Annotated in this window: 25 protein-coding genes and 1 tRNA gene; 11 read left to right on the top strand and 15 right to left on the bottom strand. The window is 56.7% G+C overall.

Going from position 1 to position 24,450, the window contains the following annotated elements:
* Positions 1-131 precede the first annotated feature (131 nt).
* From ACR0JB_RS13540 to ACR0JB_RS13555, 4 genes are all read right to left on the bottom strand, one after another.
* A complete protein-coding gene (locus ACR0JB_RS13540; protein WP_171724798.1) occupies positions 132-1,256 on the bottom strand; it encodes a calcium:cation antiporter in 1,125 nt (374 codons plus the stop codon).
* 15 nt (positions 1,257-1,271) lie between these two features.
* Positions 1,272-2,534 carry an MFS transporter gene (locus ACR0JB_RS13545; RefSeq protein WP_170507288.1) on the bottom strand — a complete coding sequence of 421 codons (1,263 nt, stop codon included), beginning with the start codon at positions 2,532-2,534 and terminating at the stop codon, positions 1,272-1,274.
* Between the two features lie 70 nt (positions 2,535-2,604).
* A complete protein-coding gene (locus ACR0JB_RS13550) occupies positions 2,605-3,678 on the bottom strand; it encodes an alpha/beta hydrolase (RefSeq protein ID WP_170782158.1) in 1,074 nt (357 codons plus the stop codon).
* A 227-nt stretch (positions 3,679-3,905) separates the two neighbouring features.
* The gene (locus tag ACR0JB_RS13555; protein ID WP_170507292.1) at positions 3,906-4,934 is read right to left on the bottom strand and encodes a DUF1214 domain-containing protein; all 1,029 of its coding nucleotides are present in this window, start codon (positions 4,932-4,934) and stop codon (positions 3,906-3,908) included.
* A 94-nt stretch (positions 4,935-5,028) separates the two neighbouring features.
* On the opposite strand from ACR0JB_RS13555, the gene ACR0JB_RS13560 reads away from it, so the two are divergent.
* Entirely contained in the window at positions 5,029-6,099 is a 1,071-nt protein-coding gene (locus tag ACR0JB_RS13560; protein WP_170398483.1) for an AraC family transcriptional regulator, read from the top strand.
* A gap of 362 nt (positions 6,100-6,461) precedes the next feature.
* On the top strand, positions 6,462-6,695 hold the full coding sequence (locus ACR0JB_RS13565; RefSeq protein WP_170398485.1) for a FitA-like ribbon-helix-helix domain-containing protein: 234 nt from the start codon (positions 6,462-6,464) through the stop codon (positions 6,693-6,695).
* A 729-nt stretch (positions 6,696-7,424) separates the two neighbouring features.
* Here ACR0JB_RS13565 and ACR0JB_RS13570 read toward each other — a convergent pair.
* The 5 genes from ACR0JB_RS13570 to ACR0JB_RS13590 all read right to left on the bottom strand — a co-directional run bounded on the left by ACR0JB_RS13570 (position 7,425) and on the right by ACR0JB_RS13590 (position 12,111).
* Positions 7,425-8,282 (bottom strand): DUF302 domain-containing protein, encoded by an 858-nt coding sequence (locus ACR0JB_RS13570; protein ID WP_480644754.1) that lies wholly within the window; start codon positions 8,280-8,282, stop codon positions 7,425-7,427.
* A 16-nt stretch (positions 8,283-8,298) separates the two neighbouring features.
* Positions 8,299-8,673, bottom strand: a complete 375-nt coding sequence (locus ACR0JB_RS13575) for a DUF4345 domain-containing protein (RefSeq protein ID WP_170400190.1) — start codon at positions 8,671-8,673, stop codon at positions 8,299-8,301.
* Positions 8,674-8,800: 127 nt separating this feature from the next.
* Positions 8,801-10,363: an arylsulfatase gene (locus ACR0JB_RS13580; protein WP_170379773.1), complete on the bottom strand. Its 1,563-nt coding sequence runs from the start codon at positions 10,361-10,363 to the stop codon at positions 8,801-8,803.
* Between the two features lie 1,204 nt (positions 10,364-11,567).
* Positions 11,568-11,643: transfer RNA gene (locus tag ACR0JB_RS13585), tRNA-Ala, on the bottom strand.
* Between the two features lie 141 nt (positions 11,644-11,784).
* A complete protein-coding gene (locus ACR0JB_RS13590; protein WP_170350278.1) occupies positions 11,785-12,111 on the bottom strand; it encodes a TIGR02300 family protein in 327 nt (108 codons plus the stop codon).
* A gap of 100 nt (positions 12,112-12,211) precedes the next feature.
* On the opposite strand from ACR0JB_RS13590, the gene ACR0JB_RS13595 reads away from it, so the two are divergent.
* The 3 genes from ACR0JB_RS13595 (at position 12,212) to ACR0JB_RS13605 (ending at position 14,824) form a co-directional block, all read left to right on the top strand.
* Positions 12,212-12,907 carry a M48 family metallopeptidase gene (locus tag ACR0JB_RS13595; protein WP_254437457.1) on the top strand — a complete coding sequence of 232 codons (696 nt, stop codon included), beginning with the start codon at positions 12,212-12,214 and terminating at the stop codon, positions 12,905-12,907.
* Between the two features lie 30 nt (positions 12,908-12,937).
* Positions 12,938-13,585: a GntR family transcriptional regulator gene (locus tag ACR0JB_RS13600; protein WP_170350280.1), complete on the top strand. Its 648-nt coding sequence runs from the start codon at positions 12,938-12,940 to the stop codon at positions 13,583-13,585.
* Between the two features lie 111 nt (positions 13,586-13,696).
* Positions 13,697-14,824, top strand: coding sequence for a lytic murein transglycosylase (locus ACR0JB_RS13605; RefSeq protein ID WP_170398516.1), 1,128 nt, complete (start codon positions 13,697-13,699; stop codon positions 14,822-14,824).
* Positions 14,825-14,828: 4 nt separating this feature from the next.
* Here ACR0JB_RS13605 and ACR0JB_RS13610 read toward each other — a convergent pair whose 3' ends face one another.
* Positions 14,829-15,791, bottom strand: coding sequence for an acetyl-CoA carboxylase carboxyltransferase subunit alpha (locus ACR0JB_RS13610; protein ID WP_170350282.1), 963 nt, complete (start codon positions 15,789-15,791; stop codon positions 14,829-14,831).
* Between the two features lie 121 nt (positions 15,792-15,912).
* Here ACR0JB_RS13610 and ACR0JB_RS13615 point away from each other — a divergent pair, with 121 nt between their 5' ends.
* Entirely contained in the window at positions 15,913-16,746 is an 834-nt protein-coding gene (locus ACR0JB_RS13615; protein ID WP_170398518.1) for an AraC family transcriptional regulator, read from the top strand.
* A gap of 1 nt (position 16,747) precedes the next feature.
* Here ACR0JB_RS13615 and ACR0JB_RS13620 read toward each other — a convergent pair whose 3' ends face one another.
* The gene (locus tag ACR0JB_RS13620; protein ID WP_170398521.1) at positions 16,748-17,344 is read right to left on the bottom strand and encodes a LysE family translocator; all 597 of its coding nucleotides are present in this window, start codon (positions 17,342-17,344) and stop codon (positions 16,748-16,750) included.
* Between the two features lie 73 nt (positions 17,345-17,417).
* Between ACR0JB_RS13620 and ACR0JB_RS13625 the strand changes: the two genes are divergently transcribed.
* Positions 17,418-17,870 carry an Lrp/AsnC family transcriptional regulator gene (locus tag ACR0JB_RS13625; protein WP_170350285.1) on the top strand — a complete coding sequence of 151 codons (453 nt, stop codon included), beginning with the start codon at positions 17,418-17,420 and terminating at the stop codon, positions 17,868-17,870.
* Between the two features lie 117 nt (positions 17,871-17,987).
* A complete protein-coding gene (locus ACR0JB_RS13630) occupies positions 17,988-18,575 on the top strand; it encodes a hypothetical protein (RefSeq protein ID WP_170398524.1) in 588 nt (195 codons plus the stop codon).
* 45 nt (positions 18,576-18,620) lie between these two features.
* Here the strand turns inward: ACR0JB_RS13630 and ACR0JB_RS13635 are convergent, their stop codons facing one another.
* Positions 18,621-19,580, bottom strand: coding sequence for an L-malyl-CoA/beta-methylmalyl-CoA lyase (locus tag ACR0JB_RS13635; protein WP_170507332.1), 960 nt, complete (start codon positions 19,578-19,580; stop codon positions 18,621-18,623).
* 295 nt (positions 19,581-19,875) lie between these two features.
* Here ACR0JB_RS13635 and dgcN point away from each other — a divergent pair, with 295 nt between their 5' ends.
* From dgcN to ACR0JB_RS13650, 3 genes are all read left to right on the top strand, one after another.
* Complete coding sequence (gene dgcN / locus ACR0JB_RS13640; protein WP_170507334.1) at positions 19,876-20,877, top strand: N-acetyltransferase DgcN; 1,002 nt, start codon at positions 19,876-19,878, stop codon at positions 20,875-20,877.
* A 63-nt stretch (positions 20,878-20,940) separates the two neighbouring features.
* On the top strand, positions 20,941-21,906 hold the full coding sequence (gene dgcA, locus ACR0JB_RS13645; protein WP_170507335.1) for an N-acetyl-D-Glu racemase DgcA: 966 nt from the start codon (positions 20,941-20,943) through the stop codon (positions 21,904-21,906).
* A 76-nt stretch (positions 21,907-21,982) separates the two neighbouring features.
* Positions 21,983-22,843 (top strand): D-amino-acid transaminase, encoded by an 861-nt coding sequence (locus ACR0JB_RS13650; RefSeq protein ID WP_170507337.1) that lies wholly within the window; start codon positions 21,983-21,985, stop codon positions 22,841-22,843.
* Between the two features lie 44 nt (positions 22,844-22,887).
* Here ACR0JB_RS13650 and ACR0JB_RS13655 read toward each other — a convergent pair whose 3' ends face one another.
* From ACR0JB_RS13655 to ACR0JB_RS13665, 3 genes are all read right to left on the bottom strand, one after another.
* Positions 22,888-23,202 (bottom strand): DUF1244 domain-containing protein, encoded by a 315-nt coding sequence (locus ACR0JB_RS13655; protein ID WP_170398539.1) that lies wholly within the window; start codon positions 23,200-23,202, stop codon positions 22,888-22,890.
* Positions 23,203-23,307: 105 nt separating this feature from the next.
* Positions 23,308-23,547 (bottom strand): DUF6868 family protein, encoded by a 240-nt coding sequence (locus ACR0JB_RS13660; protein WP_170398542.1) that lies wholly within the window; start codon positions 23,545-23,547, stop codon positions 23,308-23,310.
* Between the two features lie 86 nt (positions 23,548-23,633).
* Positions 23,634-24,371, bottom strand: a complete 738-nt coding sequence (locus tag ACR0JB_RS13665; protein WP_425081518.1) for an N-formylglutamate amidohydrolase — start codon at positions 24,369-24,371, stop codon at positions 23,634-23,636.
* Positions 24,372-24,450 lie beyond the last annotated feature (79 nt).

The following is a 24,450-nucleotide window of genomic DNA, read 5'->3' on the forward strand; positions in this document are numbered from 1 at the left end:
TGGTGCAAACGGCCCAAAGCCGTCGTTGGCACAACCCAATGACAATGTCGGCTTTTGCGTCGCTCGCGGGAAGGAGATTGGAAAGCCACTGAAACGTGGCTTCCCAAATGGATAGAGAGGTTTTGGCCCCATCACGACCCGTCGAAAATCAGGAACACGTAGGCCATAAAGGCGGCCAGATGCACGACGCCCTGAAGCGCATTTGTGCGGGTTCCTACGAAGGTCAGAATGCTGATCCCAAGGGTCAGAGCCAGTAGCACGATCTCAGCGCCTCCCAAGCCGAGCTCAATCGGAAGGCCGACAAAATGCGCAGCGATCAGAACTGCGGGCACTGTCAGGCCGATTGTGGCCAGTGCTGAGCCAAGGCAGATGTTGACGGCCCGTTGCAGCTTGTTGGCGCGCGCTGCGTCCAGAGCAGCCAGCGCTTCGGGGGTCAGGATCATGGCAGCCACGAGGAAACCGCCAAGCGCAACGGGCGCGCCAAATTCCAGAAGTTTGAAGTCGACAAACAGCGCGAGCTTTTTGGACATCAGAACCAGTGGCAGCATTGCGAGAACCAGCCAGACCACGTGAAAGCCAACACTTTTGGTTTCGAGATGGTGCGCGTCCGATCCCGCTGTGGTTGGCAGTTCATCTGCGGGCTGGCGGAAGATTTCTGGTTTGCCGGCGGTCTGATAGACGAGGAAAATGCCATAGAGCACAACCGACATCCCGATCATAAACACTGTTTGCAGGGCAGAGAGGCCACCGCCGGGTGCAGATGTGGTGAAGCTTGGCAGCACAAGGCTTACGATGGCGACGGGAAGCAGGACCACGAGATAGGCATTGGCTCCCGAGAGGTTGAACACTTGCAGCCCATGGCGCAGGCCGCCAATCAGGAGGCTCAATCCAACCAGTCCATTCATCACGATCATCAGCACCGAGAACATAGTGTCCCGCGCCAGTGTCGGGTTGTTGTCCCCGGTCAACATAACCGCTGTGATAAGCGCCACCTCGATGCCGATCACCGAGAGCGTCAGGATCAGTGTGCCATAAGGCTCACCGAAGATGACGGCCAGACATTCCGCGTGATGCACCACACGAAACACCGCAGCCAACATCACGCCAAAGATACCGCCCAGCAGCAGCCAGGACATGCCAGAGCCCATGGCGGCGGGCTTGATCAGATCACCGGCGAAGGTCAATGCGACAAACACCAACCAGATCAGTACCGTCGCTTTCTCCGCGCGCAGGATGTTTGAAGTAGAAAAAGTCATTTTGGGTCTCCTGCCTTAGCGTTTCTGGGTTGGTGCAGATTTGAGACTGGTGGTCTCTGCCGCCTTAAAGTTGGTTTGTTCAGCTTTTGCTGCAGGTGCGACCGTTTTGATCCGCACAACAACCAAGGCTGTGAAAGCGGCCATCACGATGGCGAGCATCCAGTTCATGGCCAGGTCGCCAAACACAGCCGAGACAACGCTTGTCAGGAGTGGGCCGATAATGCCGCCAATGGTGAACACAAAAAGCATGGTTACAGCACTCGATGCTACATAAACGGGCACGGTCCGGTCCATCGCATGCGCCAGCAAAAGCGCATAAAGCGTGAGCATCGATCCACCGAGCAGAACCAGACCGACAAATAGGAGACGGTAGAGGGGTGTTCCCACCAAGCTCGCATGGCGAACACCATCCCCGGTGGAAAAGAACGCGAAAATAAAAAGCGCGAAAGTTGCCACTGCGGAGGCGACCAGAATGACCTTCCGGCGGTCCATCCGGTCAGAGGCAAGCCCCAGCGGGTAGAGAAACAGGATACGCCCGACGTAGACCGCGCCCATTGCGATCGCTACGTCCACGGCGTCGACGCCCATGGTCGCCGCCCGATATGGCACAACATTCATGAAAACCGTGGAGACTATGCCAACAGCGAGCGCGCCAAAGGCAGCTGTGGGGGCATCTATGAAAAGGGCTTTTACACGCACATTGGCCCGCTCTTTGCCTTCCGGTGGCGTGCTTGGCGCGGCTGCAATCACGACGATGGCGAGACAGTACAGCAAAGACACCAACACAAAAGACTGGTTCAAATCGTCTGGAGTCACGATCACGATAACCTGGCTCAACACTGACATCAGGCCCAGGATGATGGCAAACACCGCAAGCAGGCGCCCGCGCGACGTCCCATCCACAGTTTCGCTGATCCAAGCGTCGCCGATGGCAAACAGCCCGGCTGTGGCGATGCCTGTCATAAGCCGCACAAACAAAAGGGTGGGCTCGTGATCTGTGACCGAAAAGAGCAAAGCCGCAGCCGTACAAATAGCGGCGGCCGCCGAAAAGGCGCGGATGTGGCCAATACTGGTGATCCAACCAGCAATGTAAAAGCAGCCAATCAGGAACCCCAGCGAGTAGGCCGCCGGTGCAAGCGCGGCGATTTCCTGCGAAGCACCGGTTTCCGCGAAATACAGGGCGACAATTGTGCCGGACGCCGCGGTCACCAGTTGGATCGCGGCAATAGCAATGAAGAGATATTTGAGAGTGTGAATTTGAGCGCTGAAACTGGGCATATGCGCACCTTTGAAAAAAATCCGGGATGGGTGCCCAAGGCAACTTTGTCGATTGCCTTGGGCCGAGGGCTTACTTCAGATGAAGATCAAAGAAAGTGTTGAGTTCACGCAGCGCATCCTGCGTTTCCGGGGCATCGACCATGTAGCCTGCGATGTAGTCGCCGTGCGACTGGCCGTCGTAGACGTGCAGGTCGGCAATCACATCCGCATCCCGCATGGCGCGATGCATCCGCACTGTGTCACTGAGCAACAGATCCCGCGTGCCGGTCAGAAAGATTGCAGGCGGCATGCCTTCAAGGTCGCCATTGACCGGAGACAGGCGCGGATCCGCAAGATCGGTTTCACCTGCATAAAGCGCAAATGTGCCTGCAATCGCCCCGTCGTGACCGGCCAGCGGATCGAGACCTTTCAGCGTGATCCAGCTGTCGGACACATTGGCAAGATCGGTGGCGGGAGTGCCCGCCATGATCGCTCCAGGCATCGGCATACTGGCATCGCGCAGTTGCAGGGCCGTAGAGAGCGTCAGGTTCCCGCCTGCCGATGTGCCAAACATGGCGATCTTGGCCGGGTCAAAGTCCTGAATGATTTCAGTCCAGACCGCGATCACATCATCGGTTGCAGCCGGAAACGGATGCAGGGGTGGGCGGCTGTAATCAACGGAGATTACCTCAACACCCAGCCCGTGTGCCAGCCATGCAGCCTCGGTGATGGCCGCCTTGCCACCGTTAAAAACAAAAGCGCCGCCGTGGACATGCAAAAAAACCGTGTCGGCCCAACGCGCATCGATCTCCGCAGGAGTGACACGGTAGGTTGTGACGCCCGCCACATCTTCAACGACGTATGTCGCGCCGGTCTTGGCCAGCATCATCTCAGCTGATTGTGCATTGACCGCATCCAATTGTGCCTGCGCGGCCAACCACTCTTGCAAAGTGGCCGGTTCTGGAAGCGTGTCAGGCACGACGCGGGACCCGATCAGGTCCGCCAGCTGCGGAGAAACTCCAACCGGCACGGGGACCTCGCGGGCGGCCATTGGCAAAACATCGCCAGAGGCTACGGGCTTTGTTTCTACCGCAAAGGCGGGCACCGAAAGTGCTGCAACAAGAGCGGTGGTCAGGGCAATTTTCAGAACGGAACGACGTTTCATTTCAATCTCCTACGTTTGATATTTCCGTGATTGTCTTTGATGAACTTGAGGTAATTTCGCGCCTTGCACCTTGCGACCGCCGAAAGTGATCATTTGACGACAAAAGGGCGTCTGCTTGGGGCTTTTGTCTTGAAGCAGACCTGTGATGTGCAAACCAAGGGAGGCAGGTGGCAAAACAAAGCCCCGGTCGGACAATCGCCGACCGAGGCAATAGCGCGAAGCGTTGATCAGGATGTCTGATCAATCGGCAGGGCAATCGGGAAGGCCCAGCCATCTTCAAGGATCTCTGGACCCGGCTGATATAGGCGCACGACGTAGTTCCACCCGTCCATGATCGGCAAACAGTTCACCCGACCATCCTCACAATCTCCGAAATGTATGGTCACGGTGCCGTCCTCATTGGGAACGGAAGTCACGTTGTTGACCGAATAGGCCCCTGCGTCGTTGGGTACCATGTAGCCGCTCGCATCATAGACTGTGACCGACCAGAAACCGTCTACAGGGACGTCGCCGACAGTCAGGGTGTGGGGAATGCTGCCATCGTTCCGATCCGGGAACTTGATGTCATAAACCGCCGCCGCAGGTGGGTTGCCGCCCCATCCGGCCGCCGCGCCGACCAAATGCGAGATTGGATTTACGGCGTCGGCCGTCCCAAACACCTCAAACGTGTTACCACTGAGCCCTTGCGCCAACGGAAGCAGCAGTTCGCGTGTCAAATCACGGGAGGCGGCGTCCCAGTTTGGTACCTCAAAGTGTCCGGCGTTAGACTGATATACTTCAATGGCGTCCTGAAGCGCGTTGGCCTCGGCAATGTCTGATGGGTCATTCTCGTCCGCGAACGTCCTGAACAGGACAGACATATAACGCGTGCCAACCTCCTTTTCAGTGAAATGATAGGTGCCCGCGTCATGAACAACGCCTACCACATAGTGATCCTGGTTGAGAATTAGCATGGACATAAAGCGTCCTTCGGAGTCTGGCAGCACAATCGAGGCGGGCTCGGTCAGATCGATCACGACGCCGGAGTAAAGTGTATCGCGGTTCATCCGGATCACATCCTGCGCATCCAGTGGTACCGGTTCGCGGATATGCATCAACCCACCAAAGCCACCCAGATCAACAATGCGCTGATGATACATGTCGGTCTCAGCTCGCACAAAATTGGTCACATTCACCGTCACCGGGGCCTCCGCAAAAGCAGGCACGGCAAGGCCTGCGGCGGCAACGATGGCAAGGAAAGAGGATACCGTTTTCATTTCAATCTCCTTTGAGGGTAAGAGCGCGACCGTTCCAATTTCGGTCGCTTTGTTTGGCTCATTCCTCAGGTAGGCGGCCAAGAATGGCGTTGGGATGGGCCAAACACTTCTCAAAGTGATCAATCGACGACATAGTGAGCGCGTGCGCGACCCGATGCAGAACTCAAGGGGTTTACTCCCGACACTCGACGCCCTGGACCAGATGGCGTCCCCAAGGCTCGTTGAACGTGCGCTCAAAGATGTTGGGTTAACCCGCACGGTGCTTGAAGGCCCTCCGGTTCCGCTGCCGATACGGTATCATGCACAGCTTCTGGAAACGGTTTCCGGCAAAATTGGAGAGCGCCATCTCGGGGCGATCATGGCGAAAGACTTTGCCTACTCTTCTCTCAACCGGCCTGATCCGTTTTCGAGCTATGCACTTGGGGCTTCTCGGTTGGACATCGCCCTTCAACGGGCCGCCCGGGCACTGCCCTTTCTCCAACGAGGGACCCAAATTCGCACACGAACCGACGGAAATTGTCTGGTATTCAGTTTCGGGGTGCAATTTGAAAAGAGCATCGGGGCTCAATTGCTTGAGCAGGAAATTCCTTCGATCCTAATCGCTCTTGTGCGTCCCTACCTTGGGACAAGCTGGGTGCCAGATTGGGTCGAACTTCCGGCTGAGCACAGGCTTCAGAAAGTTGCATTTGCACGATTGCTTGGCACAGAAGTCCGGGCCAATGCAGATTTTCCGGGGATCGCAATTCCGATGTCGCAACTTCAGACGCCGACCCGCCTTGACGAAGGCGGACGCGTGCAAATGACGGCTGCAGGCATAGAGAGGTTGCGGTTGAACCGCCCGCCCCGCACACATGCCGAAACGGTACGCCAAGCGCTTCGCATGCAACTCAACAACGGTAGCGCCGCGGTCGACGATGTCGCCGCGGCACTTGGGGTCGGGGTTCGGACATTGCAGCGTCAGCTTCGGATCGAAGATGTGACGTTCAAGGAGATCGCGCTGTCCGAACAAGTTAGTCGGGCAAAGATGCTCTTGAGTGAAAACGACCTGAACCTGTCTCAAATCGCCTTTTATCTTGGTTTCTCCGAGGTCAACAGCTTCCGGCGCGCGTTCCGCACCTGGTTTGGACAATCGCCGACACAGTACCGTTCTCGCGCATTCAGCTAAGCTGCGGCATAGCGATTAATTCATCGAAGTCTGTGTCTGCAGTTGCTGCGGCTCCTCTTTGATCTTTGGAATGCGTAGTGAAAGCACACAGACATGCAATTGCAGGTCACTTTAGGTAGCCGCAAGCGGACATTAGTCCGTCCTGCAGCGAAGGTCCGTTTTTCGCCCGTTCACGGCGAATGCTGTGCTGGTCCCTAAGGTCTACTTAGGGCTCGCTTTGGACCTTAGCCGCAAGGTGCTCCGACGGTCCGATGGGCGGGCCAAACAATCTGGCAGGGATCGTTTTTTAGTGCAAATGACTAAAATGACGGCAACGCAATTGAGCCTAGGATATGATAGTAGGTTCCGAAGTGGAGGTTCCAATGGCGAATTTGAACGTCAAAAACTTATCGGTCGAAGTTTATGGACGTCTGCGAATTATCGCAGCGGAACGAGGTGTAAGCATCGAGGAAGCCGCGCGACAACTTCTCGACGAAGTGTCACGACCGTCAGAAAAAGTTGGTGATGTAATTGTGGAATACGTACAGAGCCTGAACGCGTTTCTTCCTGAAATCAAGCGGAGCGACGAAGCCCCAGAACCGACAGACTTCAGCTGACTTTTTAAGGTGCGATCATCTTTGTTTCAGTAAATGGTCGCAGATCACAGCCTGGTTTCCATCCACCCAGTGGTAAAGCGAATAGAAATCCCCACAACCTAAGTCCTCTATTTCAGCTTCTTTTCGGCGTTAGGACTTCAGTTTCGATGTGGGTCATAGAAGGTGCCGTGCACTGCAGCTACTCAACCAGGGATCGTTTCACATAACACCCCTTCAGCGATGTTCCCGGTTCGTTACAGCCCGAGAAATCAGCGCGGGGTTGTGTGCGCAGCCCAGCCTTGGAAAGACTGTAACCCGCGTCGAACGCTATTAATCAATCTGGGGAAAACGTATCGTTCGGTGACCGCTCACTTAGAAAAGAGCCGATGTACGACAGCACCTTAGATCAGTTCAATCGGCAATACTCAGCATATCGAATGCGGCAACTAATCAGACCTGACAAGGCTCAAGCCGGCCACCAAGCCGCCGTTCGCTGCCTTTGCAGCACTTGACCTCAGCGTCGGCGGCAATGTTGCGCCCACCTGCCATCCGACACTGGAATTTGAACGTCCGGAATGTGCGGTTTTCGACCTGCCGCACATGCGAAAGACCGAATCTCGCTAAACGGCAAGAATGGGCTCTTACCTCCTATCGATGCCCGCCGCAGAGAATGTCTGCTCTGAGCCCAAAGCGGACGACGAAAAGATGGCCAATCGGTAGCGGGTTGCAATTGCGTCTTCCAAACAGCGGCTACTCAATTGCCGTGCGAAATGTTGAGGTAAGTCGTTTGTTCAAACCGTGATGAGGCTCTGCAGAGGAACCGTAGTGCAACTCCGCCAAGGCAGCGATGTCATTGAAAATGACTACGGAGCCGCCCTCTTCATTCGCATAAACCAGTAGTTTTTGGCAAAAGGCATCCAAACCAATTGCCGGAAAGCCCGCCATTGCCACGCCACCGGGTGCTGGTCCGCCGAACAGCAAGAGAACCGTATCCGGCAGCGCCACCCCCTGTTGGGAAGCTTCGGTCGCAAAATCGATTTCCCCAAACCAGACAGTATCGTCCTGCCCCATCACAGCTGTCCTCAGACGTTCCACTGCCTCTGACACGCTGAGCTGAGATCGCAGTTCGATGACCCCATAGTCGGCAAACAATTCGCTGGTTGGCGCTGGTGTTGCATCCAAGTCGTTTAGAACTTCGAGCATCTTGCTCTCAAATGCATTTAACGCTTGGGTGTCATTCAGACTATGCCGCACTTTGAGAAACTGAGAGTCTGTATAGGCGACCTGCGGGCGATCATCCTGATCGAAGGAAAGAACGCGAAATGGAAGGTCCAGACCTGCTCGCACGTTCTCTTTCAGAATGGGCGTGTTTATCTCCGGATCAGAGAAAATGAGTACACGTGATGCTGGCATTTCTACGCCTTCAGCTTTGGCCAAGCGCGCGTGATCTATCGATGCGATTGGAGTAGGCCCCGCCTCGTCAACGGCAGTCTCAAGCTCTAAAAAATTTTTGTCCACCGCAGTCTGGACAGATGACGATTGTGCCAGACCGGATGTCGAAACCGACGCAGTTGTAATCATCGAGAGAACAAAGAAAAACCTCAGCACTTTGACACTTCCTGTTTCATTGTACTTTTCTCAGGGAAACCGCCGCCAGAGCTGCAAAAGCTATCTCGGCCGCAAGATAAAATAGAAGTAACCCGTTTGGAACTCCATCGATAAGAATGCTTAGCATGCGTCCAACGGCCAGTCCCGACATAAACAAAAAAAGAACCCACAGCGCGGGGCGTTGTAATTCTGGTTTCAAAGCGGCCGCCAACCAAAACAACGCGTTTGCCAGGTAAAGACCCATAATCGCGCGGAACACGTGGGTTTGGTTGGTCCCTTCCACCGGAAATCCCAGCAAAGCTGGGATCGAACTGCCGGGTATCAGACCGTATGATAACGCGATTGGCACGAGGCCAACCGCAGCAAGCAGAAGGACTAATCTAGCACTCATGGAGGACTCCTTCTCGTAGAGGTTTCGCTTGTTTGCAAAATTCCTAATCGGTTTTCTGGGGCATCCGATGATCCGAGCCGGATGCCCACGCCGCAGTGAGAAAGGCGTATTGGTTGCCTCGCTTCCTCTACTGAGAGATGCCGCCTTCGGTTGATGTCTGTTCTTCAACATGGTCTTGATTGGCGACCGGCTTCCCGCGCGGAGGGAACTCCTCAAAGGTAGCGAGATGTGCCTGCACTAGTCGGGCGGCTGGGCCGAATGCCCACATTTTCTCACCCATCCAGCGGACGTACATTCCGCTTTCCTCCGCTGCTTTCTCGTAAGGATCGCGGCGAAGGTTGAAGAGTAACGGGGCGACCAACTCTTCCTTCGGGCCTGACCAGCCGTGGTTTTGAACGACAAAGTGCGCTTTCCAATCGTTGTAGCGTACTGCTTGGAGGTCCGTACCCTGATAGTAAATCAGCTCGCGGCGATTGCTCTCTTCATCCTCACCTGTCAGGTAAGATAGTTGGTTGTAGCCATCGAGATGCACTTTATAGCCTTCATATCCCTCTAGGAGCTTTTCTCTTAGATCTGTCGGACCTCCAGCCGCAGCTACAAATGTTGGCATCCAGTCCATTCCGCTGAAGATGCCGTTCAAGACTTGACCTTCAGGAATTTTGCCCGGCCAGCGAATAATCGCAGGAACTCTAAAGCCACCTTCCCAGGTAGTACCCTTTTCCCCATGAAACGGTGTCGTACCACCATCAGGCCACGTCAGTGTTTCCGGGCCATTGTCGGCAGTGAACATCACTATGGTATTATCGGCGACTCCCAGATCTTCAAGGTGGCTGAGAACGTTACCAACGTTGTTATCCAACTCCTTCATGACAACATCCTGAAGTCCGCGCCCATTGCCCAACATAGCTTCGTATTCGGGGCTGAGGTGGGTCCAGACGTGTGCACGGGCTGGAGCCATCCAGACAAAAAACGGAGTGTCCGACTCAACTGCACGAGAAATGAAGTCCTTCGTGTAAGATGTCACTTCGTCATCCAAAGTCTTTTGGCGTTCCGGCGGCGCAGGTCCGTCATCAATGATGCGCTGCTTGCCGACTTTTCCAAAACGCGGATCGACTGTTTCGTCCTCCTCGTCTGTAGCAAAAGAATGAATGATGTTGCGCGGCGCGAATTGCGCGTTGAATTCTGGGTCGTCTGGCCAATCCGGATCAGACGTATATTCCATGGCATTCAAGTGATAGAGCCAGCCCCAATACTCGTCGAAACCTTTTGTAGTCGGTAGGAACTCGTTGAGATCGCCCAAGTGGTTCTTACCAAACTGCCCCGTCGTGTATCCCAACTTTTTCAAGAACATCGGAAGCGTCGGATCATCTGGGTTTAACCCTATCGGATCCCCCGGCAACCCTACCGTGTGCATGCCAGTCCGAATAGGTAACTGTCCGGTCATGAAAGCTGATCGACCGGCAGTACAACTTGGCTCGGCATAATAATCTGTGAGACGAGCGCCCTCAGACGAGAGGCGATCCAAGTTCGGCGTCTCGATGCTTTTGACACCTCCGTGGTAAACGCCGACGCTCGCCCAACCCACGTCATCTGCCATGATGACAAGAATGTTGGGCGGGGTATGCTCGTCGGCCCAAGCTCCAGTGAAAGCAAAGCAAACCGCGCCCACTGCTGAGACAAGCTTGTTCATTAAGACCTCCCGATACGCTGTTTCTCACCAACGATAGGAAAAACATCGGCTTGGAGGAACAGTTTAATTCGTTAACTTTTCAGGCCAAACATATCTTGTGTTAAAACATCTTCGGCCGCAAAGTCTGCAAACATACACTCGTCGCGATTTAGCGAACAACGGGTTCGAGCCCAATACAGACCTTCCTTTTGTGTCAAGTTTGGCGCCTACCAAAAGAGCCAGAATTGTGAGTTAGGCCAAGCCATCAGTAGTAAACTCTCGGAAAACCCGTAAAAAAATGGGTATCCAGCTGCTTTGGGCGCTTCCAGTTTTCATAAAATACGTCAGATATCCTATCTATGCCGCCGTCTCCGGCGGGCATCTCCTTCCGAAAGTTCTGGTGTATAGCTTTTTTGCACCGTGCGGAGAGGGTGTTTCGAAGCTGGCACCGCAGATTAAGCTTGGTCGAGTGTAACTATACTTTCGGATACCCAACCTATACCGATGAACGCCTAGCGCATCCTGTCATTTTGTAGTTATTTCGCCTTGCACAGTCCCATAATTGTGCTGCCACCTCCTACTAACCATCCCCCTGTAGGAGAGTTGTTTGCCAGCTTCGCAATGCAAGTGTGTGAGTGGATCCGCATTGTGAAGCTGGCCTTTTTTACCTTCAACAAAAAAGGCCCCGCACAATGGCGAGGCCGTAACTCGTTACCCCCTCACAAATCACTATTGGATTGGGTTAAGCTCAATACGGCAAGGACCGCCGCTTGGATTTAAAGTTCCCCGCGTCACCCTAATCTGGGATGATTGGCAACGCGGGGATAGTCTGGTCATGGGACAGACCAGTCTATTTGTCTGTTCGGGACTTTACGCCCGCGCAGGAACACAGCCGATATAAAGATATTCCGCAAAACGGCTTGTGATTTTACGCCAAAATTCACAACACCGTTCAGAAAGTTAGTAAAAACAAAAAAGCTCCGATCATGAGACGAGGTTTTGCGGCTTGAATTGACGATCGTGTCAGAGGCGGCTTAGTCCCGCTGCCCTGCCATCTGAGAAGCGCGTGGGAATGTCCGGTTTGCGCGGTTGGCGGCGTGCCGCGCTTGCATATGCGCGCGGCTTGATCGATTGCGGCTTCGGGCTCTGAGTTCCGCTTCGGCCCCAAAGGAAAATCCTGCTGCCAAAAAGGAAGAACTATGCGTGGCGGATCAATTGGGTTATATGGTGGAGCCTAGGGGAGTCGAACCCCTGACCTCTTGCATGCCATGCAAGCGCTCTCCCAACTGAGCTAAGGCCCCATCAAGGTACTGCCGAAGCAGTGGACGGACGTTTATGAGACGGCGACGGCGAGCGCAAGACCAAAAATGGAATTTGCCAAAAAGTTTCCGACCCGCGTCCGGGGTGGGCATGAGGCGACGCGGGGCCGCCTCTGACCGGTTTTAGTTTTCGTCTTCCGACGACATGTCGGTGATATCGTCCAACGAGACGTTATCGTTGTCGTCGTCATCATCGTCCAGCAGATCGTCGTCCAGTTCGACGTCGACATTGTCGTCATCATCCAGAACGATATCTTCATCCGACGCGTTCTCACGCGCTTTGGCCGAGGCCGCATCCTCCGCATCTGCGGCGATCATCCGGCTTTTGCCGGTCTCAAGCTCCACGATCTCGCCGGTATAGGGGCTGACGATCGGGTCCTTGTTCAGGTCATAAAACCGCTTACCGGTTGTCGGGCAAACGCGCTTTACGCCCCATTCTTCCTTGGGCATGTGAAATCCCCTTGATATCAGGTGAGTCGTATCAACGATTCAGGTCACGTGCCACATGCAGCGGGCACTGTCAAAGCCTTTGCGCAGGAGAAACAGGTATATGGGAGATCACGCACTGCCCGGGACGCCACCGGTGCCACTGACGTTGCGTAAATCGGCGCGAGCGCGGCGGATCAGTTTGCGGATTTCCCAATTGGATGGCCGGGTTACGCTGACCTATCCACAAGGCGTGCCAGAAGCCGAAGCCTTGAGTTTTGCGCGCACCAAAGAAGAGTGGATACGTCAGCACCTGCTGGACCGTCCTGACCCTGCGGTGGTTCAGTTCGGGCAAACCATCCCGATCGAAGGCACAGAACGGCGAATCGTGCCTGCCAGCGGGCGGCACGTTCTGTTACAGGGCGATGAGGTTGCAGTACCCGAGGGTGCCGAGGCACGGCGTCTGGCGCGATTTCTCAAGGAATTGGCGCGTGATCGCCTGACCGGCGCCTGCGATGATTACGCGGCGATGCTGGGACGGTCCTATTCCAGCCTGACCATGCGCGATACACGGTCGCGTTGGGGGTCGTGCAGTTCCGCTGGCGGTCTGATGTTTTCCTGGCGGTTGATCCTAGCGCCGCCTGAGATCCTGCATTATGTCGCCGCGCATGAGGTGGCGCATCTGGTAGAGATGAACCATTCGGCCGATTTTTGGGCGCAGGTCGAGCGGATTTTCGGCGATTACCGCGATCAACGGCGTTGGCTGCGCGACAACGGGGCGCAACTGCATCAATACAGATTTGATACCAAGGCGAGTTGACCCCGGGTTCATTTGTGATCACATGGGGGTATGTTGTCCGCACGCCCCACTGAATCCCATACTGCCACCCATGATCGGGTCTATCGTGTTCTTCGCGCACGCATTATGCACGGTGAAATGGCGCCGGGGCAGGCACTGACCCTGCGCGGGATCGGTAAGGAGTTTGGCGTCTCGATGACTCCCGCGCGCGAGGCCGTGCGACGCCTGGCGGCGGAGGGGGCGCTGTTTTTGTCCACGTCGGGCCGGGTTTCGACGCCTGAGCTGACCAATGACCGGATCGAGGAACTGGCCGCCCTGCGCGCGCTACTTGAAGTCGAGTTGGCCAGCCGCGCCCTGCCGCGTGCACATATGGCGCTGATTGACCGGCTGCAAAGCATCAACATGAACGTGGCCGAGATGGTCACCAAACGTGATGCCGTTGGCTATATTCGCTCAAACCTAGAATTTCACCGCACTCTGTATCTGCGGGCGCAGGCTCCGGCAATGCTCGCGATTGCAGAAACAGTCTGGCTGCAACTTGGTCCCACCATGCGTGCGCTGTACGGCCGACTGCGGCGGACCGACCCGCCGCATAACCACAAACTGATCATCGCCGCTTTGCAGGCCGGTGACGAGCCTGGATTGCGCTTGGCTGTCCGCTCGGACGTGACCCAGGGCCTGAGGTTGCTGGTCAGCTGAGCGGCTTGTTGCCGAAGCCCAGAATTTGCATCTGATTGGCATCGTCGTTCTGGTTTGGGGATTGGGTCTGGGCTAGTCTGGACCAAATCACAACAAGAGCAGTTTTCAGTTATGATCAATCGACGGATATTTTCTTTGGGGCTCGGGTCAGCCCTGTTGTCGGCCTGTTCCACAGGCACCCCCACCAGCACCCCGGCGTCACGGATGCGGCCTGTGCCCAACGCCGGGTGGGATGCGTGGGTTGCCGGTTTCAAGGGCCGCGCGGCGTCGCAGGGGATATCGCAGACAACCCTAAACCTGGCTTTTCAGGGGGCGGGGTACCTGCCCGATGTGATCGAGCGGGACCGCAATCAGGTCGAATTCAAGCGCTCGCTCGAGGATTATCTGGCCATTGCAGCCTCGGATGAGCGGATCGCGACTGGCAAACAGATGCTGGTGCGCCACGCCGGAACCTTGTCGCAGATTGAGGCCAAATACGGCGTCGATAAAGAAGTGATCGTTGCCGTCTGGGGCTTGGAAAGCCGCTATGGCGCGCGGCGCGGGGATGTGCCTGTGGTGTCTGCTGTGTCAACGCTGGCCTATGACGGGCGGCGCGGCGCGTTTTTTGAGAAGCAACTGATCGCGGCTTTGAAGATCATTCAAGAGGGCGACACAAGCCCGGCCAACATGACCGGCAGCTGGGCCGGGGCAATGGGGCACACGCAGTTCATTCCCACATCCTATCTGGCCTATGCGGTGGATTTCACCGGCGATGGGCGGCGCGATATCTGGTCCGAGGACCCGACGGATTCGCTGGCTTCGACCGCAGCCTATCTGGCACGCGCGGGTTGGGTGCGTGGACAGCCCTGGGGTGGTGAGGCCGGGACGGTGTCTGGTTCGCCCGTTGCAGTTCTGCAGCCGCAAAAGCCGGGGCCACGTATCGCGGTATTCCGCAATTTTCAGGTCATCAAGCGCTATAACAATTCGGACAGCTACGCGATTGGCGTCGGACATTTGTCTGACCGGATTGCAGGCGGTGCGCCGTTTCAGGCCTCATTCGGGCCAGACGCAACGGGTTTGACGCTGGAAGATCGCAAGGAGCTCCAGCGCCGACTGACATCGGCCGGCTATGATACTCAGGGCGCGGACGGGGTGATCGGCAACAACACCAAATCCGCCATCAGCGCCTATCAACGCGCCAGTGGCATGCCGGTCACCGGGGAACCCTCGGTTGCGTTGCTGCGCAGCTTGGGGGGCTGACGGTTTACGCCGCCAGCCCTTTCGATCCGATATCAAGGAATTTCTGACGGCGGTCCTGAATCAGGGCCGCCGCATCTTTGCCGTCCAACTCTTTCAGCATCAGTGTGATAGCATCCCTAACGGATTCGACGGTGGCAGGACGGTCGCGATGGGCACCGCCTTTGGGTTCCTGAATGATAAGATCGCAGACGCCCAGTTTGTGCAGGTCCTGCGCGGTCAGGCGCAGCGCCTCGGCGGCCTCCCGCATCTTTTCGGCGTCTTTCCACAGGATCGAGGCGCAGCCTTCCGGCGAGATCACCGAATAGACCGAATGTTCCAGCATCGCGACGCGGTTCGCCGTCGCAAAGGCCACAGCCCCGCCGGACCCGCCTTCGCCGATGATCACCGACACCAGCGGCACGCCGATCTTCAGGCACATCTCGGTCGACCGGGCAATGGCCTCGGACTGACCGCGTTCCTCGGCCCCCTTGCCGGGATAGGCGCCTGCCGTGTCGATCAGAGTGATAACGGGCAGGCCAAAGCGACCGGCCATTTCCATCAGGCGCACGGCCTTGCGATACCCTTCGGGGCGGGCCATGCCGAAATTCCGTTCGATCCGCGATTTGGTGTCCGAACCCTTTTCATGACCAATCACCATAACAGGCTGATCGTTGAACCGTGCCAGACCACCAATGACTGCCAGATCGTCGGCAAAGTTTCGGTCGCCCGCCAGCGGCGTGAATTCGGTAAACAGCGCCTCGACATAATCCTTGCAATGGGGGCGGTCTGGGTGGCGCGCCACCTGGCATTTTCGCCAGGGGGTCAGATCGCCATAAAGCTCTTCCAGAAGCTTTGCGGCCTTGGCGTCCAGCGCAGCGGCTTCTTCGGCCACGTCCATCTCTTCGTTGGCACGGGCCAGCGCACGCAATTCCTCGGCCTTGCCTTCAATCTCGGCCAGCGGTTTTTCGAAATCCAGATACTGGGTCATGACGCCTCTCAACGCGGAAGTTCTTTGCTATATGACCTGAGGTTGCGCGGGATGCAACTCAGCAAGATTTGTGGATGCGGAATATGCGACCACGGATAAGCAAAGAGAAGGAAGGTTGCCGATGGCAAACAGCTACGAAGATCGCATTCTGCGCGTCTTGACTTACATCCACGATCACCCCGCCGGGGATCTGTCGTTGGATGCCTTGTCTGATGTGGCTGCGATGTCCCGGTTTCACTGGCATCGTGTGTTTCGCGCGATTACCGGCGAAACCTGCGCGCAAGCTGTCCGCCGGATCCGGTTGCACCGTGCCGCGTGTTGGCTGGTGCAAACCGACCGGTCCGTGGCAGAGATCGCGTCGGCGGTGGGTTATCCTAATCTGAATTCCTTTGTGCGGGCCTTTTCGCAGGCCTACAACGCCAGCCCGGCGACCTTTAGAAAATCCGGGCGTTGGCTGGTGCTTAATCGCAAATTGAGAATCGGAGAATATCCAATGCATCCCGTTACAACCCGTACAGAACCCGCCCGCCGCGTAATCGCCTTGGCTCATAAAGGGGATTACGCAGAGATCGGCAATAAGTTTGAGGCATTTGGTGCCTTGTGTGAATCCCGCAACCTGTGGTCTCAACTTGGTCCAGTCATCGGAGTCTATCTGGACAGCCCCGATGATGTGTCACAAGACCAACTGCGCAGCTATGCAGGCGCCGAATTCAAAGGTGATGACACGCCGGAGGGTATGGAAGACGTGCAGATTCCAGGCGGCAAAACAGCTATTCTGACCTACAAGGGCCCATACTCCGGTTTGCACGCGGCGTATCACACGCTGTTCGGAAACTGGCTGCCCGAGTCAGGCGAGGAACCCGCGGATCAGCCGTGCTACGAGATCTACCTGAACGATCCGCGCAACACCGCACCCGAAGAGCTGCTGACCGAAATTTGCCTACCGCTGAAATAGGTCAGTTTGGCCACAGGACCGGGTAGAGCGAAGCGACCAGCAGCACCGCCATGGTCCAGTTGAACACCACCAACCGGCGCGGGTTCGTCAGAATCCGCGCCATCTGCTGCCCCAGCACCGTCCAGGTGCTGACCGACGGCAGGTTCACCGCTCCGAATATCAGCGCCACGATGATGATGGCTTGCATCGTGTGATCTGGCGTGTAGGCCGTAGTAGCCGTCAGGGCCATGGCCCAGGCCTTTGGATTGACCCATTGAAAGGCGGCAGCTTGCAGAAAGGTCATTGGATCACCCTCGGCCATCTTGCCATTGGCCGGGGCCGAGTGCGCGATCTTCCACGCCAGATACAGTAGATAGACGACCGAGACGAGTTTCAGCACCGTGTAGCTGACCGGGTATCGGTCAAATACCTGCACCAAACCGGCACCGACCAGCAGGACCATGACAGTAAACCCCAACCCGATCCCCAACATATGCGGGATGGTTCGGCGAAACCCGAAATTGGCCCCCGAGGCCATCAGCATCAGGTTGTTCGGCCCAGGCGTGATGGACGAGACAAAAGCAAAGGCGATCAGGGCCAGAAGGACGTCATAGGTCATGGCGGGGATAATCACTGACAAAACAGCAAATGAAATTGCGTTTTTGTGCGTGTTTGGGGTAATTACACAATTAATGGCGAAGATTGATCACATAAATCAACAAATATTGCGCGCGCTGACAGGTGACGGCCGTATCAGCAACCTGGAACTGGCGGACCGCGTTGGCCTGTCGCCCTCGGCCTGCTTGCGTCGCGTGCAAGAACTTGAGCGCGCTGGCGTGATCACCGGCTACCGCGCGGTATTAAGCCCGAAAGAACTGGGCGTAGGGTTCGTGGGGTACATCGGCGTTGGATTGGGAGAGCATACCAAAGCCGCGCAGGAAGGTTTCGAACGGGCCGTGCAGCATGCGCCCGAAGTGATCGAATGCCACAATATCACCGGCACCATCGAATACTTGCTGCGTGTGGAATGCGCTGATCTTGCCGAGTACAAAACCTTTCACACAGAGGTGCTGGGAACCCTGCCGCATGTGACGTCGATCACCTCCTACGTGGTGATGGATTCACCCAAGGATTTGCGCGCCTGACAGGGAAATTGTGAATTTTAACTGTCTTGCGGGGAAAATCCTCACATCCTAGTGTCACAGCAATGGGAAAACCAAAATGGGGACCAACCCCACCAATGCCGTCACAGGGAGACTATCATGAAACTTATCAAAGCAGCGACTATTGCCGTTTCGATGGCAGTTGCCGCCGGGGCAGCCTATTGCGAGCCGCTAAAGCTGAAACCTGCAAGTCCGCAGCCTTCGGGGCTGAAAGCGGGGCTTGCTGTTGACTATGCCTGGCTAGGAAGGCCACCGCGCAAGATAAACTCCGTAACCGAGGCAAAGCAGCTTTTGCAGGCCAGCGCTGCGCCGGGGCGGCCACTGCGCGGGCTGGATTACCGGGATACGAATAAAGGCGATCCGGTGATGACCCACCCCGAACATTACAATGTCGCCGCAGATATCCGCGGGTACATCAAATTCGACGCTCCGGGTATTTACCAGATCGAGACTTGGTCGAATGACGGGCTGGATGCCAGGATCGGAGGGCAGAAGGTCGGATCGGCAGGCGACAACCATCCGTGCGGCTCAAACCAATTGGTCGATGTCGAGGTTCCAAGTGCTGGTTGGTATGATCTGAGTATGACTTATTTCCAAAAGTACGGCACGTCCTGCCTGATGATGAAATGGGGCAAGGATGGCGAGAAACTCTCGTGGGTTCCAAATAACGTTTTTGGCTATAAATAAGTTTGACACGGGGCGCAGTTTTTGCGCCCCGAGTTATTTCCTGCATTAGCTAGCGGCAATCAGTTCCGCCTGCGCCACGATCACCTCGGCCTGTTTAATCGAGGCGATATCGACTAGACGCCCTTTGTAGACGGTCGCGCCTTCGCCATTGGCCTTGGCCAGTTCCATTGCCGCCAGGATTTCGCGCGCTTCCGAAACAGCCTCGTCCGAGGGGGTAAAGACCTGATTGGCCAGTGCGATCTGCTTGGGATGGATCGCCCATTTGCCGACCATACCCAGCGTGGCTGAGCGTTTGGCCTGTGCGATGTATCCCTCATCATCCGAGAAGTCACCAAACGGCCCGTCCACCGGCAGCACGCCATGGGTTCGGCATGCGGCGACGATGGCCGCTTGTGCCCAATGCCAAGGGTCGGACCAGTGCTTTTCGCCTTCGCGCAGCATGTAATAGTTTTCCTGCGTTCCGCCGATGCCGGTGGTCTGCATGCCCATCGAGGCCGCGAAATCCGCCGCACCCAGACTCATCGCCTGCATTCGTGGTGACGAGGCCGCGATTTCCTCGACATGGGCAATGCCTGCGGCAGATTCGATGATCACTTCGAAGGATACCGGCTTGGTGCGGCCCTTGGCGCGTTCGATGGCGGTAACCAGCGCGTCCACGGCATAGACATCTTCGGCGCAGCCGACCTTGGGGATCATGATCTGGTCCAGACGGTCACCAGCCTGTTCCAGCAGATCCACTACGTCGCGATACCAATAGGATGTGTCCAGTCCGTTAATGCGCACGGACATGTACTTGTTGCCCCAATCCACGGTGTTCAGCGCCTCGATCACATTGGCGCGGGCCGCGTCCTTGTCCGACGGCGCCACCGAGTCCTCAAGATCAAGGTTGATCACGTCTGCCGCTGACGCGGCCATTTTCGGAAACAGCTTGGTGTTCGATCCAGGCCCGAACAGCTGGCAACGGTTGGGGCGGGCGGGGGCGGCGGGTTGAAGGCGAAAGCTCATCTGGACCTCGTGCGAGAAATGAAATTACAATTTTTCTGCTCATTGAGGTATTAAATTGCGTGCTTATGCGCAAGCGTCTTTATGCAAGTGCGGCATTGCGTTCGCAGCATTTGCCGCGGAAAGCGATCAAACTGGTGATTAAAGTTTAATCACTGTGAAAACTTGAAAGAATATTTCAGTATATGAAGAACTCGCGCGAAAATTTCCCACCAATGGCAATTATGTCAGGCGAAAACGCAAAGCACTCGTCAGGCGCGTCCCATAGGCTGCGCCGGAATCAAAGGAGTGAACCGCAATGATCGAGACACCGTACCTGCTGTTTTTGGGCGATGCGCCCGACCAATTGGCGGCCAAAGTGGCAGTTGGCATCAAAGACTGGCGCCCGGAAAACGCTGTGGGCCAATATCGGATGGACGGCTGCAAGGCCGATCTGGGCCTGACGGACATGACCCTGACAGAAGCAAAAGAGGCGGGCGCTAAGACTCTGGTCATCGGTGTGGCCAACCGTGGCGGCGTGATCAGCCAGGAATGGAAAAAGGTTCTGGTGATGGCGCTGGAGGAAGGCTTTGATCTGGCGTCTGGCCTGCACAACCTGCTGCGCGACGAGCCCGATCTGGTTGCCGTTGCCGAGGCCACGGGCCGCAAGCTGCATGATGTGCGCGTTCCCGAGGTCGAGTACCCGATCGCAAACGGCATCAAACGCAAGGGCAAGCGGTGTCTGGCAGTTGGCACGGATTGCTCGGTAGGCAAGATGTACACGGCGATGGCGATGGATGCCGAAATGCGCAAGCGTGGCATGAAATCCACCTTCCGTGCCACCGGCCAGACCGGTATTCTGATCACCGGTGACGGTGTGCCGCTGGACGCCGTGATCGCTGACTTCATGGCCGGATCGGTCGAATGGCTGACACCCGACAATGACGACGACCACTGGGACTTGATCGAAGGGCAGGGATCGCTGTTCCACGTGTCCTACTCCGGTGTGACCATGGCGCTAATCCACGGCGGCCAGCCGGACGCACTGATCCTGAGCCACGAACCCACCCGTGAGCATATGCGCGGTCTGCCGACCTATACTTTGCCGACGCTTGAAAACCTGCGCGACACCGCGCTGGCACTTGCCAAGGTTGCAAACCCTGATTGTCAGGTCGTGGGTGTCTCGGTCAACACACAGCACATGAGCGAAGAGGACGCCATCGCCTATCTGGCGACGGTCGAGGCCGATATGGGGCTGCCCGCCACTGATCCGTTCCGCTTTGGTCCGGGCAAACTGGTCGACGCGCTGGCTGCGTTGTGATCAATAGACCCCGCCAGAAGACTCTCTGGCGGGGAAATCTTGAATGAATAAAGGAGTGGGCGCGTGCAGATTGACGTCTCTCGTGATGTATTCCGGTTGGCTCAGGTCTTTACAATCTCGCGCGGGTCTAGGACCGAAGCGAATGTGCTGACTGTACGTGTATCGGACGGCGCGCATCAGGGGTGGGGCGAATGTGTGCCCTACGCTCGGTATAATGAGACGCTGGAGTCGGTCGAGGCCGAAATTGCCGGTTTGCCCCGGACGTTTGATCGAGCGCAGTTGATGGATCTGTTGCCCGCTGGTGCCGCCCGCAATGCGGTAGACTGTGCGCTGTGGGATCTTGAGGCGAAGCGCGCCGGAAAACGTGCATGGGAACTGGCCGGACTGCCCGCGCCCGGCCCAGAGATCACCGCCTACACCTTGTCGCTGGACACGCCGGAAAAGATGCAGGCACAGGCGGCTGAGAACGCGTATCGTCCGCTGTTGAAGATCAAGTTGGGCACGCCAGACGACATGCCTCGTCTGGAAGCCGTGCGCGCAGGTGCCCCTGACGCCAAGATCATCGTCGACGCCAATGAGGGCTGGTCGGCCGAAGTCTATGCCGATCTGGCACCGCATCTGGTGCGGCTGGGAGTTGCGCTGGTCGAACAGCCTCTGCAAGCCGGGGAAGATGACGCCCTGATCGGGATGGATCGCCCGGTGCCGGTGTGTGCCGATGAATCGTGCCATGACCGCAGTAGCCTGCCCGCGATGAAGGGCAAGTATGACGTGGTCAACATCAAGCTCGACAAGACCGGCGGTTTGACCGAGGCGCTGGCCCTGCGTGAACAGGCGCTGGCCGAGGGTTACAAAGTTATGGTCGGATGCATGGTCGGCAGTTCGCTGGCTATGGCGCCCGCGACACTGCTGGCGCAGGGTGCGATGGTAACAGACCTTGACGGCCCGCTTCTGTTGGCCGAAGACCGCGACAACCCGCTGAATTTTGATGATGCCGGAGTGCATCCGCCTTTGGCGGCGCTCTGGGGGTGACGAACGCCCGGAAAATGATCCGGTGGATCATTTTCAGTAAGGAACGGGCGAAGCCCTGAGACGAAAAGGATATGACATGACCCGCACCGTTTACGTGAATGGCGAATACCTGCCTGAAACCGAAGCCAAGGTTTCCATTTTTGACCGTGGTTTCCTGTTCTCGGATGCCGTTTACGAAGTCACCAGCGTTCTGGATGGAAAGCTGATCGATTTTGAAGGCCATGCCGTGCGCCTCAAGCGGTCTCTGGACGAGTTGGAGATGGCCGAACCTTGCACCAAGGATGAGCTGCTCGAGATTCACCGCAAGCTGGTTGAGCTGAACGGCATCGAAGAAGGGCTTGTGTACCTGCAGGTCAGCCGTGGATCGGATGGCGACCGGGATTTCGTGTTCCCGTCGGCGGACACCAAGCCCAGTCTGGTTCTGTTCACGCAGAACAAGCCGGGTCTGGCCGACAGCCCAGCGGCGAAAAAGGGCGCCAAGATCATCTCGATCGAGGATATCCGCTGGGGTCGCCGCGATATCAAGACTGTTCAGCTGCTGTACCCGTCGATGGGTAAGATGATGGCCAAGAAAGCGGGCTGCGACGATGCATGGCTGATCGAAGACGGCTATGTCACCGAGGGTACCAGCAACAATGCCTACTACGTGAAAGACGGCAAGATCGTCACCCGCCCGCTGTCGACCGACATTCTGCACGGCATCACGCGTAAAGCCGTGCTGCGCATGGCGGCTGAGGCGCAGATGGAAGTCGAAGAACGTCTGTTCACCATCGACGAAGCGAAAGAGGCGGACGAAGCCTTTACCACCTCGGCAAGTGCGTTCGTCATGCCGGTAGTTGAAATTGACGGTGTAACGCTGGGGGATGGCACGCCGGGCCCGATCGCCAAACGGCTGCGTGAGATTTACCTGGACGAAAGCCGCAAGGCAGCGATCTAAAGCAAAGGCCCGCCGGATTGGCGGGCCTTTTTCGTTTTAGGGGATTAGTCTTTTTTCCCAACATTCTCTTCAAACGCGACCTTGAAGGCGGCCTGTTTTTCAGGGCTGGCGTCGGTCTGATAGTTCGCCTTCCACTCATCCATGGTCATGCCGTAGAAAATCTGACGGGCTTCGTCCTTGCCCATCTTGATGCCCTTTTCATTGGCCGCTTCCTGATACCAGCGCGACAGGCAGTTGCGGCAGAACCCGGCCAGATTCATCATGTCGATGTTCTGAACGTCCGTGCGGTCTTCCATCAGGTGCTTTTGCAACCGGCGGAACGCGGCGGCCTGAAGTTCGATTTCGGTTTGCTTGTCCATTGTCGGGCTCCCAATGCGTGTCGTTTGCCTGACCTAACAATCCGAAGGCGTCGTTACAATAAACAGGAAGGGCCAGCAGGCCCTTCCCGGCGATCGATTTCGGTTTTAAGCCAGCTTCAGGGCCAGCCACGGCATTAGGCAGAATACGATGGTCAGTATCTTGTAGTTGGCCAGATACCGGAAATAGGCCCTTTTCGCATCGCTAGGCTCCATCTGGAACATCCGGCCGTGTATCTTGGCAGCCCAGTCCTGTGAAACAACAATCATCAGAGTAGTGAACACCAGAAGGGCGAGGTTAAGGACCGTCATCCAGCCGAAGACGGTCGTCAGGAATTCCTGAGTCATGGTCGTCTCCTTTCCCTTAATATATGGGGGCTCGGGATACCCTCACAATAACGTGAGACCCGGAATCGACCTTATTTGACCTGACGTCAAAGACCGCTTTCGCTCAAAGCGTCCTGCAGGATTATGGCCAAGCGCTCCGCCCATTCACGCTGTCCGGCATTGTCCGCGATCAGATCATTACGCAGCTCGATCAAGGCGTTAGGGCGGCCATGCGTTGTGCAGTGCCGATCAATTGCGTCCCCGGGCAGCACGCCAGTATAGGGCTCGTTGACGCCAACACACAGGTCTGCTTCGGCCTCAAGACGGTCGATCAACGGGCGCGAGAACCGTTCATCCGGAGTGTGCAGCACTCCGATATGCCATGGGCGTGGGTCGCGGCCACGCAGTTGGCGGGTGAAGGAATGCATTGACACGATCACCGCATGCGGCAGGCCCGCCATACGTTCCAGCGCCTCGTGATAGGGGCGGTAGCACATGTTCAGACGCCGTTCACGCTCAGACGCGTCTGCGTGGCGGTTGCCGGGGATGATCGAACCGTCATACAGCTTCATCAGCAGGGTCGGGTCATCCTCACCCCGGTTGGGATCAATCACCAGACGCGAGAAATTGGCGGCAATAACTGGCGCGTTCAGGATTTCCCCCAAATGCTTTGACACCTCATACGCGCCCACGTCATAGGCGATGTGACGCTCCATATCCTCGCGCGGCAGGCCGAGGTCTCCGCCGTTGATTTCGGGGGGCACCGTGTTGGTTGCGTGGTCACATGTGATCAGCCAGCGCGAGGGGCGATCAGCGCCGTGGATAAAAAACGGGGAATACGTCATAAGCCTGTCATCTAGTTTGCCGCAGGTGTAGGGCAGTTGCTTCGGAAAGGGAATTGCGCAATAAGCAGCCTGATGCAAT

The sequence above is a fragment of the Ruegeria sp. BI7 genome (assembly GCF_056537925.1).

What these genes read in the sequence shown, in the direction of transcription:
- ACR0JB_RS13540 (WP_171724798.1), bottom strand. Translation starts at nt 1,256, where the DNA reads ATGACTTTTTCTACTTCAAACATCCTGCGCGCGGAGAAAGCGACGGTA.
- ACR0JB_RS13545 (WP_170507288.1), bottom strand. Translation starts at nt 2,534, where the DNA reads ATGCCCAGTTTCAGCGCTCAAATTCACACTCTCAAATATCTCTTCATT.
- ACR0JB_RS13550 (WP_170782158.1), bottom strand. Translation starts at nt 3,678, where the DNA reads ATGAAACGTCGTTCCGTTCTGAAAATTGCCCTGACCACCGCTCTTGTT.
- ACR0JB_RS13555 (WP_170507292.1), bottom strand. Translation starts at nt 4,934, where the DNA reads ATGAAAACGGTATCCTCTTTCCTTGCCATCGTTGCCGCCGCAGGCCTT.
- ACR0JB_RS13560 (WP_170398483.1), top strand. Translation starts at nt 5,029, where the DNA reads ATGGGCCAAACACTTCTCAAAGTGATCAATCGACGACATAGTGAGCGC.
- ACR0JB_RS13565 (WP_170398485.1), top strand. Translation starts at nt 6,462, where the DNA reads ATGGCGAATTTGAACGTCAAAAACTTATCGGTCGAAGTTTATGGACGT.
- ACR0JB_RS13575 (WP_170400190.1), bottom strand. Translation starts at nt 8,673, where the DNA reads ATGAGTGCTAGATTAGTCCTTCTGCTTGCTGCGGTTGGCCTCGTGCCA.
- ACR0JB_RS13580 (WP_170379773.1), bottom strand. Translation starts at nt 10,363, where the DNA reads ATGAACAAGCTTGTCTCAGCAGTGGGCGCGGTTTGCTTTGCTTTCACT.
- ACR0JB_RS13590 (WP_170350278.1), bottom strand. Translation starts at nt 12,111, where the DNA reads ATGCCCAAGGAAGAATGGGGCGTAAAGCGCGTTTGCCCGACAACCGGT.
- ACR0JB_RS13595 (WP_254437457.1), top strand. Translation starts at nt 12,212, where the DNA reads ATGGGAGATCACGCACTGCCCGGGACGCCACCGGTGCCACTGACGTTG.
- ACR0JB_RS13600 (WP_170350280.1), top strand. Translation starts at nt 12,938, where the DNA reads ATGTTGTCCGCACGCCCCACTGAATCCCATACTGCCACCCATGATCGG.
- ACR0JB_RS13605 (WP_170398516.1), top strand. Translation starts at nt 13,697, where the DNA reads ATGATCAATCGACGGATATTTTCTTTGGGGCTCGGGTCAGCCCTGTTG.
- ACR0JB_RS13610 (WP_170350282.1), bottom strand. Translation starts at nt 15,791, where the DNA reads ATGACCCAGTATCTGGATTTCGAAAAACCGCTGGCCGAGATTGAAGGC.
- ACR0JB_RS13615 (WP_170398518.1), top strand. Translation starts at nt 15,913, where the DNA reads ATGGCAAACAGCTACGAAGATCGCATTCTGCGCGTCTTGACTTACATC.
- ACR0JB_RS13620 (WP_170398521.1), bottom strand. Translation starts at nt 17,344, where the DNA reads ATGACCTATGACGTCCTTCTGGCCCTGATCGCCTTTGCTTTTGTCTCG.
- ACR0JB_RS13625 (WP_170350285.1), top strand. Translation starts at nt 17,418, where the DNA reads ATGGCGAAGATTGATCACATAAATCAACAAATATTGCGCGCGCTGACA.
- ACR0JB_RS13630 (WP_170398524.1), top strand. Translation starts at nt 17,988, where the DNA reads ATGAAACTTATCAAAGCAGCGACTATTGCCGTTTCGATGGCAGTTGCC.
- ACR0JB_RS13635 (WP_170507332.1), bottom strand. Translation starts at nt 19,580, where the DNA reads ATGAGCTTTCGCCTTCAACCCGCCGCCCCCGCCCGCCCCAACCGTTGC.
- dgcN (WP_170507334.1), top strand. Translation starts at nt 19,876, where the DNA reads ATGATCGAGACACCGTACCTGCTGTTTTTGGGCGATGCGCCCGACCAA.
- ACR0JB_RS13650 (WP_170507337.1), top strand. Translation starts at nt 21,983, where the DNA reads ATGACCCGCACCGTTTACGTGAATGGCGAATACCTGCCTGAAACCGAA.
- ACR0JB_RS13655 (WP_170398539.1), bottom strand. Translation starts at nt 23,202, where the DNA reads ATGGACAAGCAAACCGAAATCGAACTTCAGGCCGCCGCGTTCCGCCGG.
- ACR0JB_RS13660 (WP_170398542.1), bottom strand. Translation starts at nt 23,547, where the DNA reads ATGACTCAGGAATTCCTGACGACCGTCTTCGGCTGGATGACGGTCCTT.
- ACR0JB_RS13665 (WP_425081518.1), bottom strand. Translation starts at nt 24,371, where the DNA reads ATGACGTATTCCCCGTTTTTTATCCACGGCGCTGATCGCCCCTCGCGC.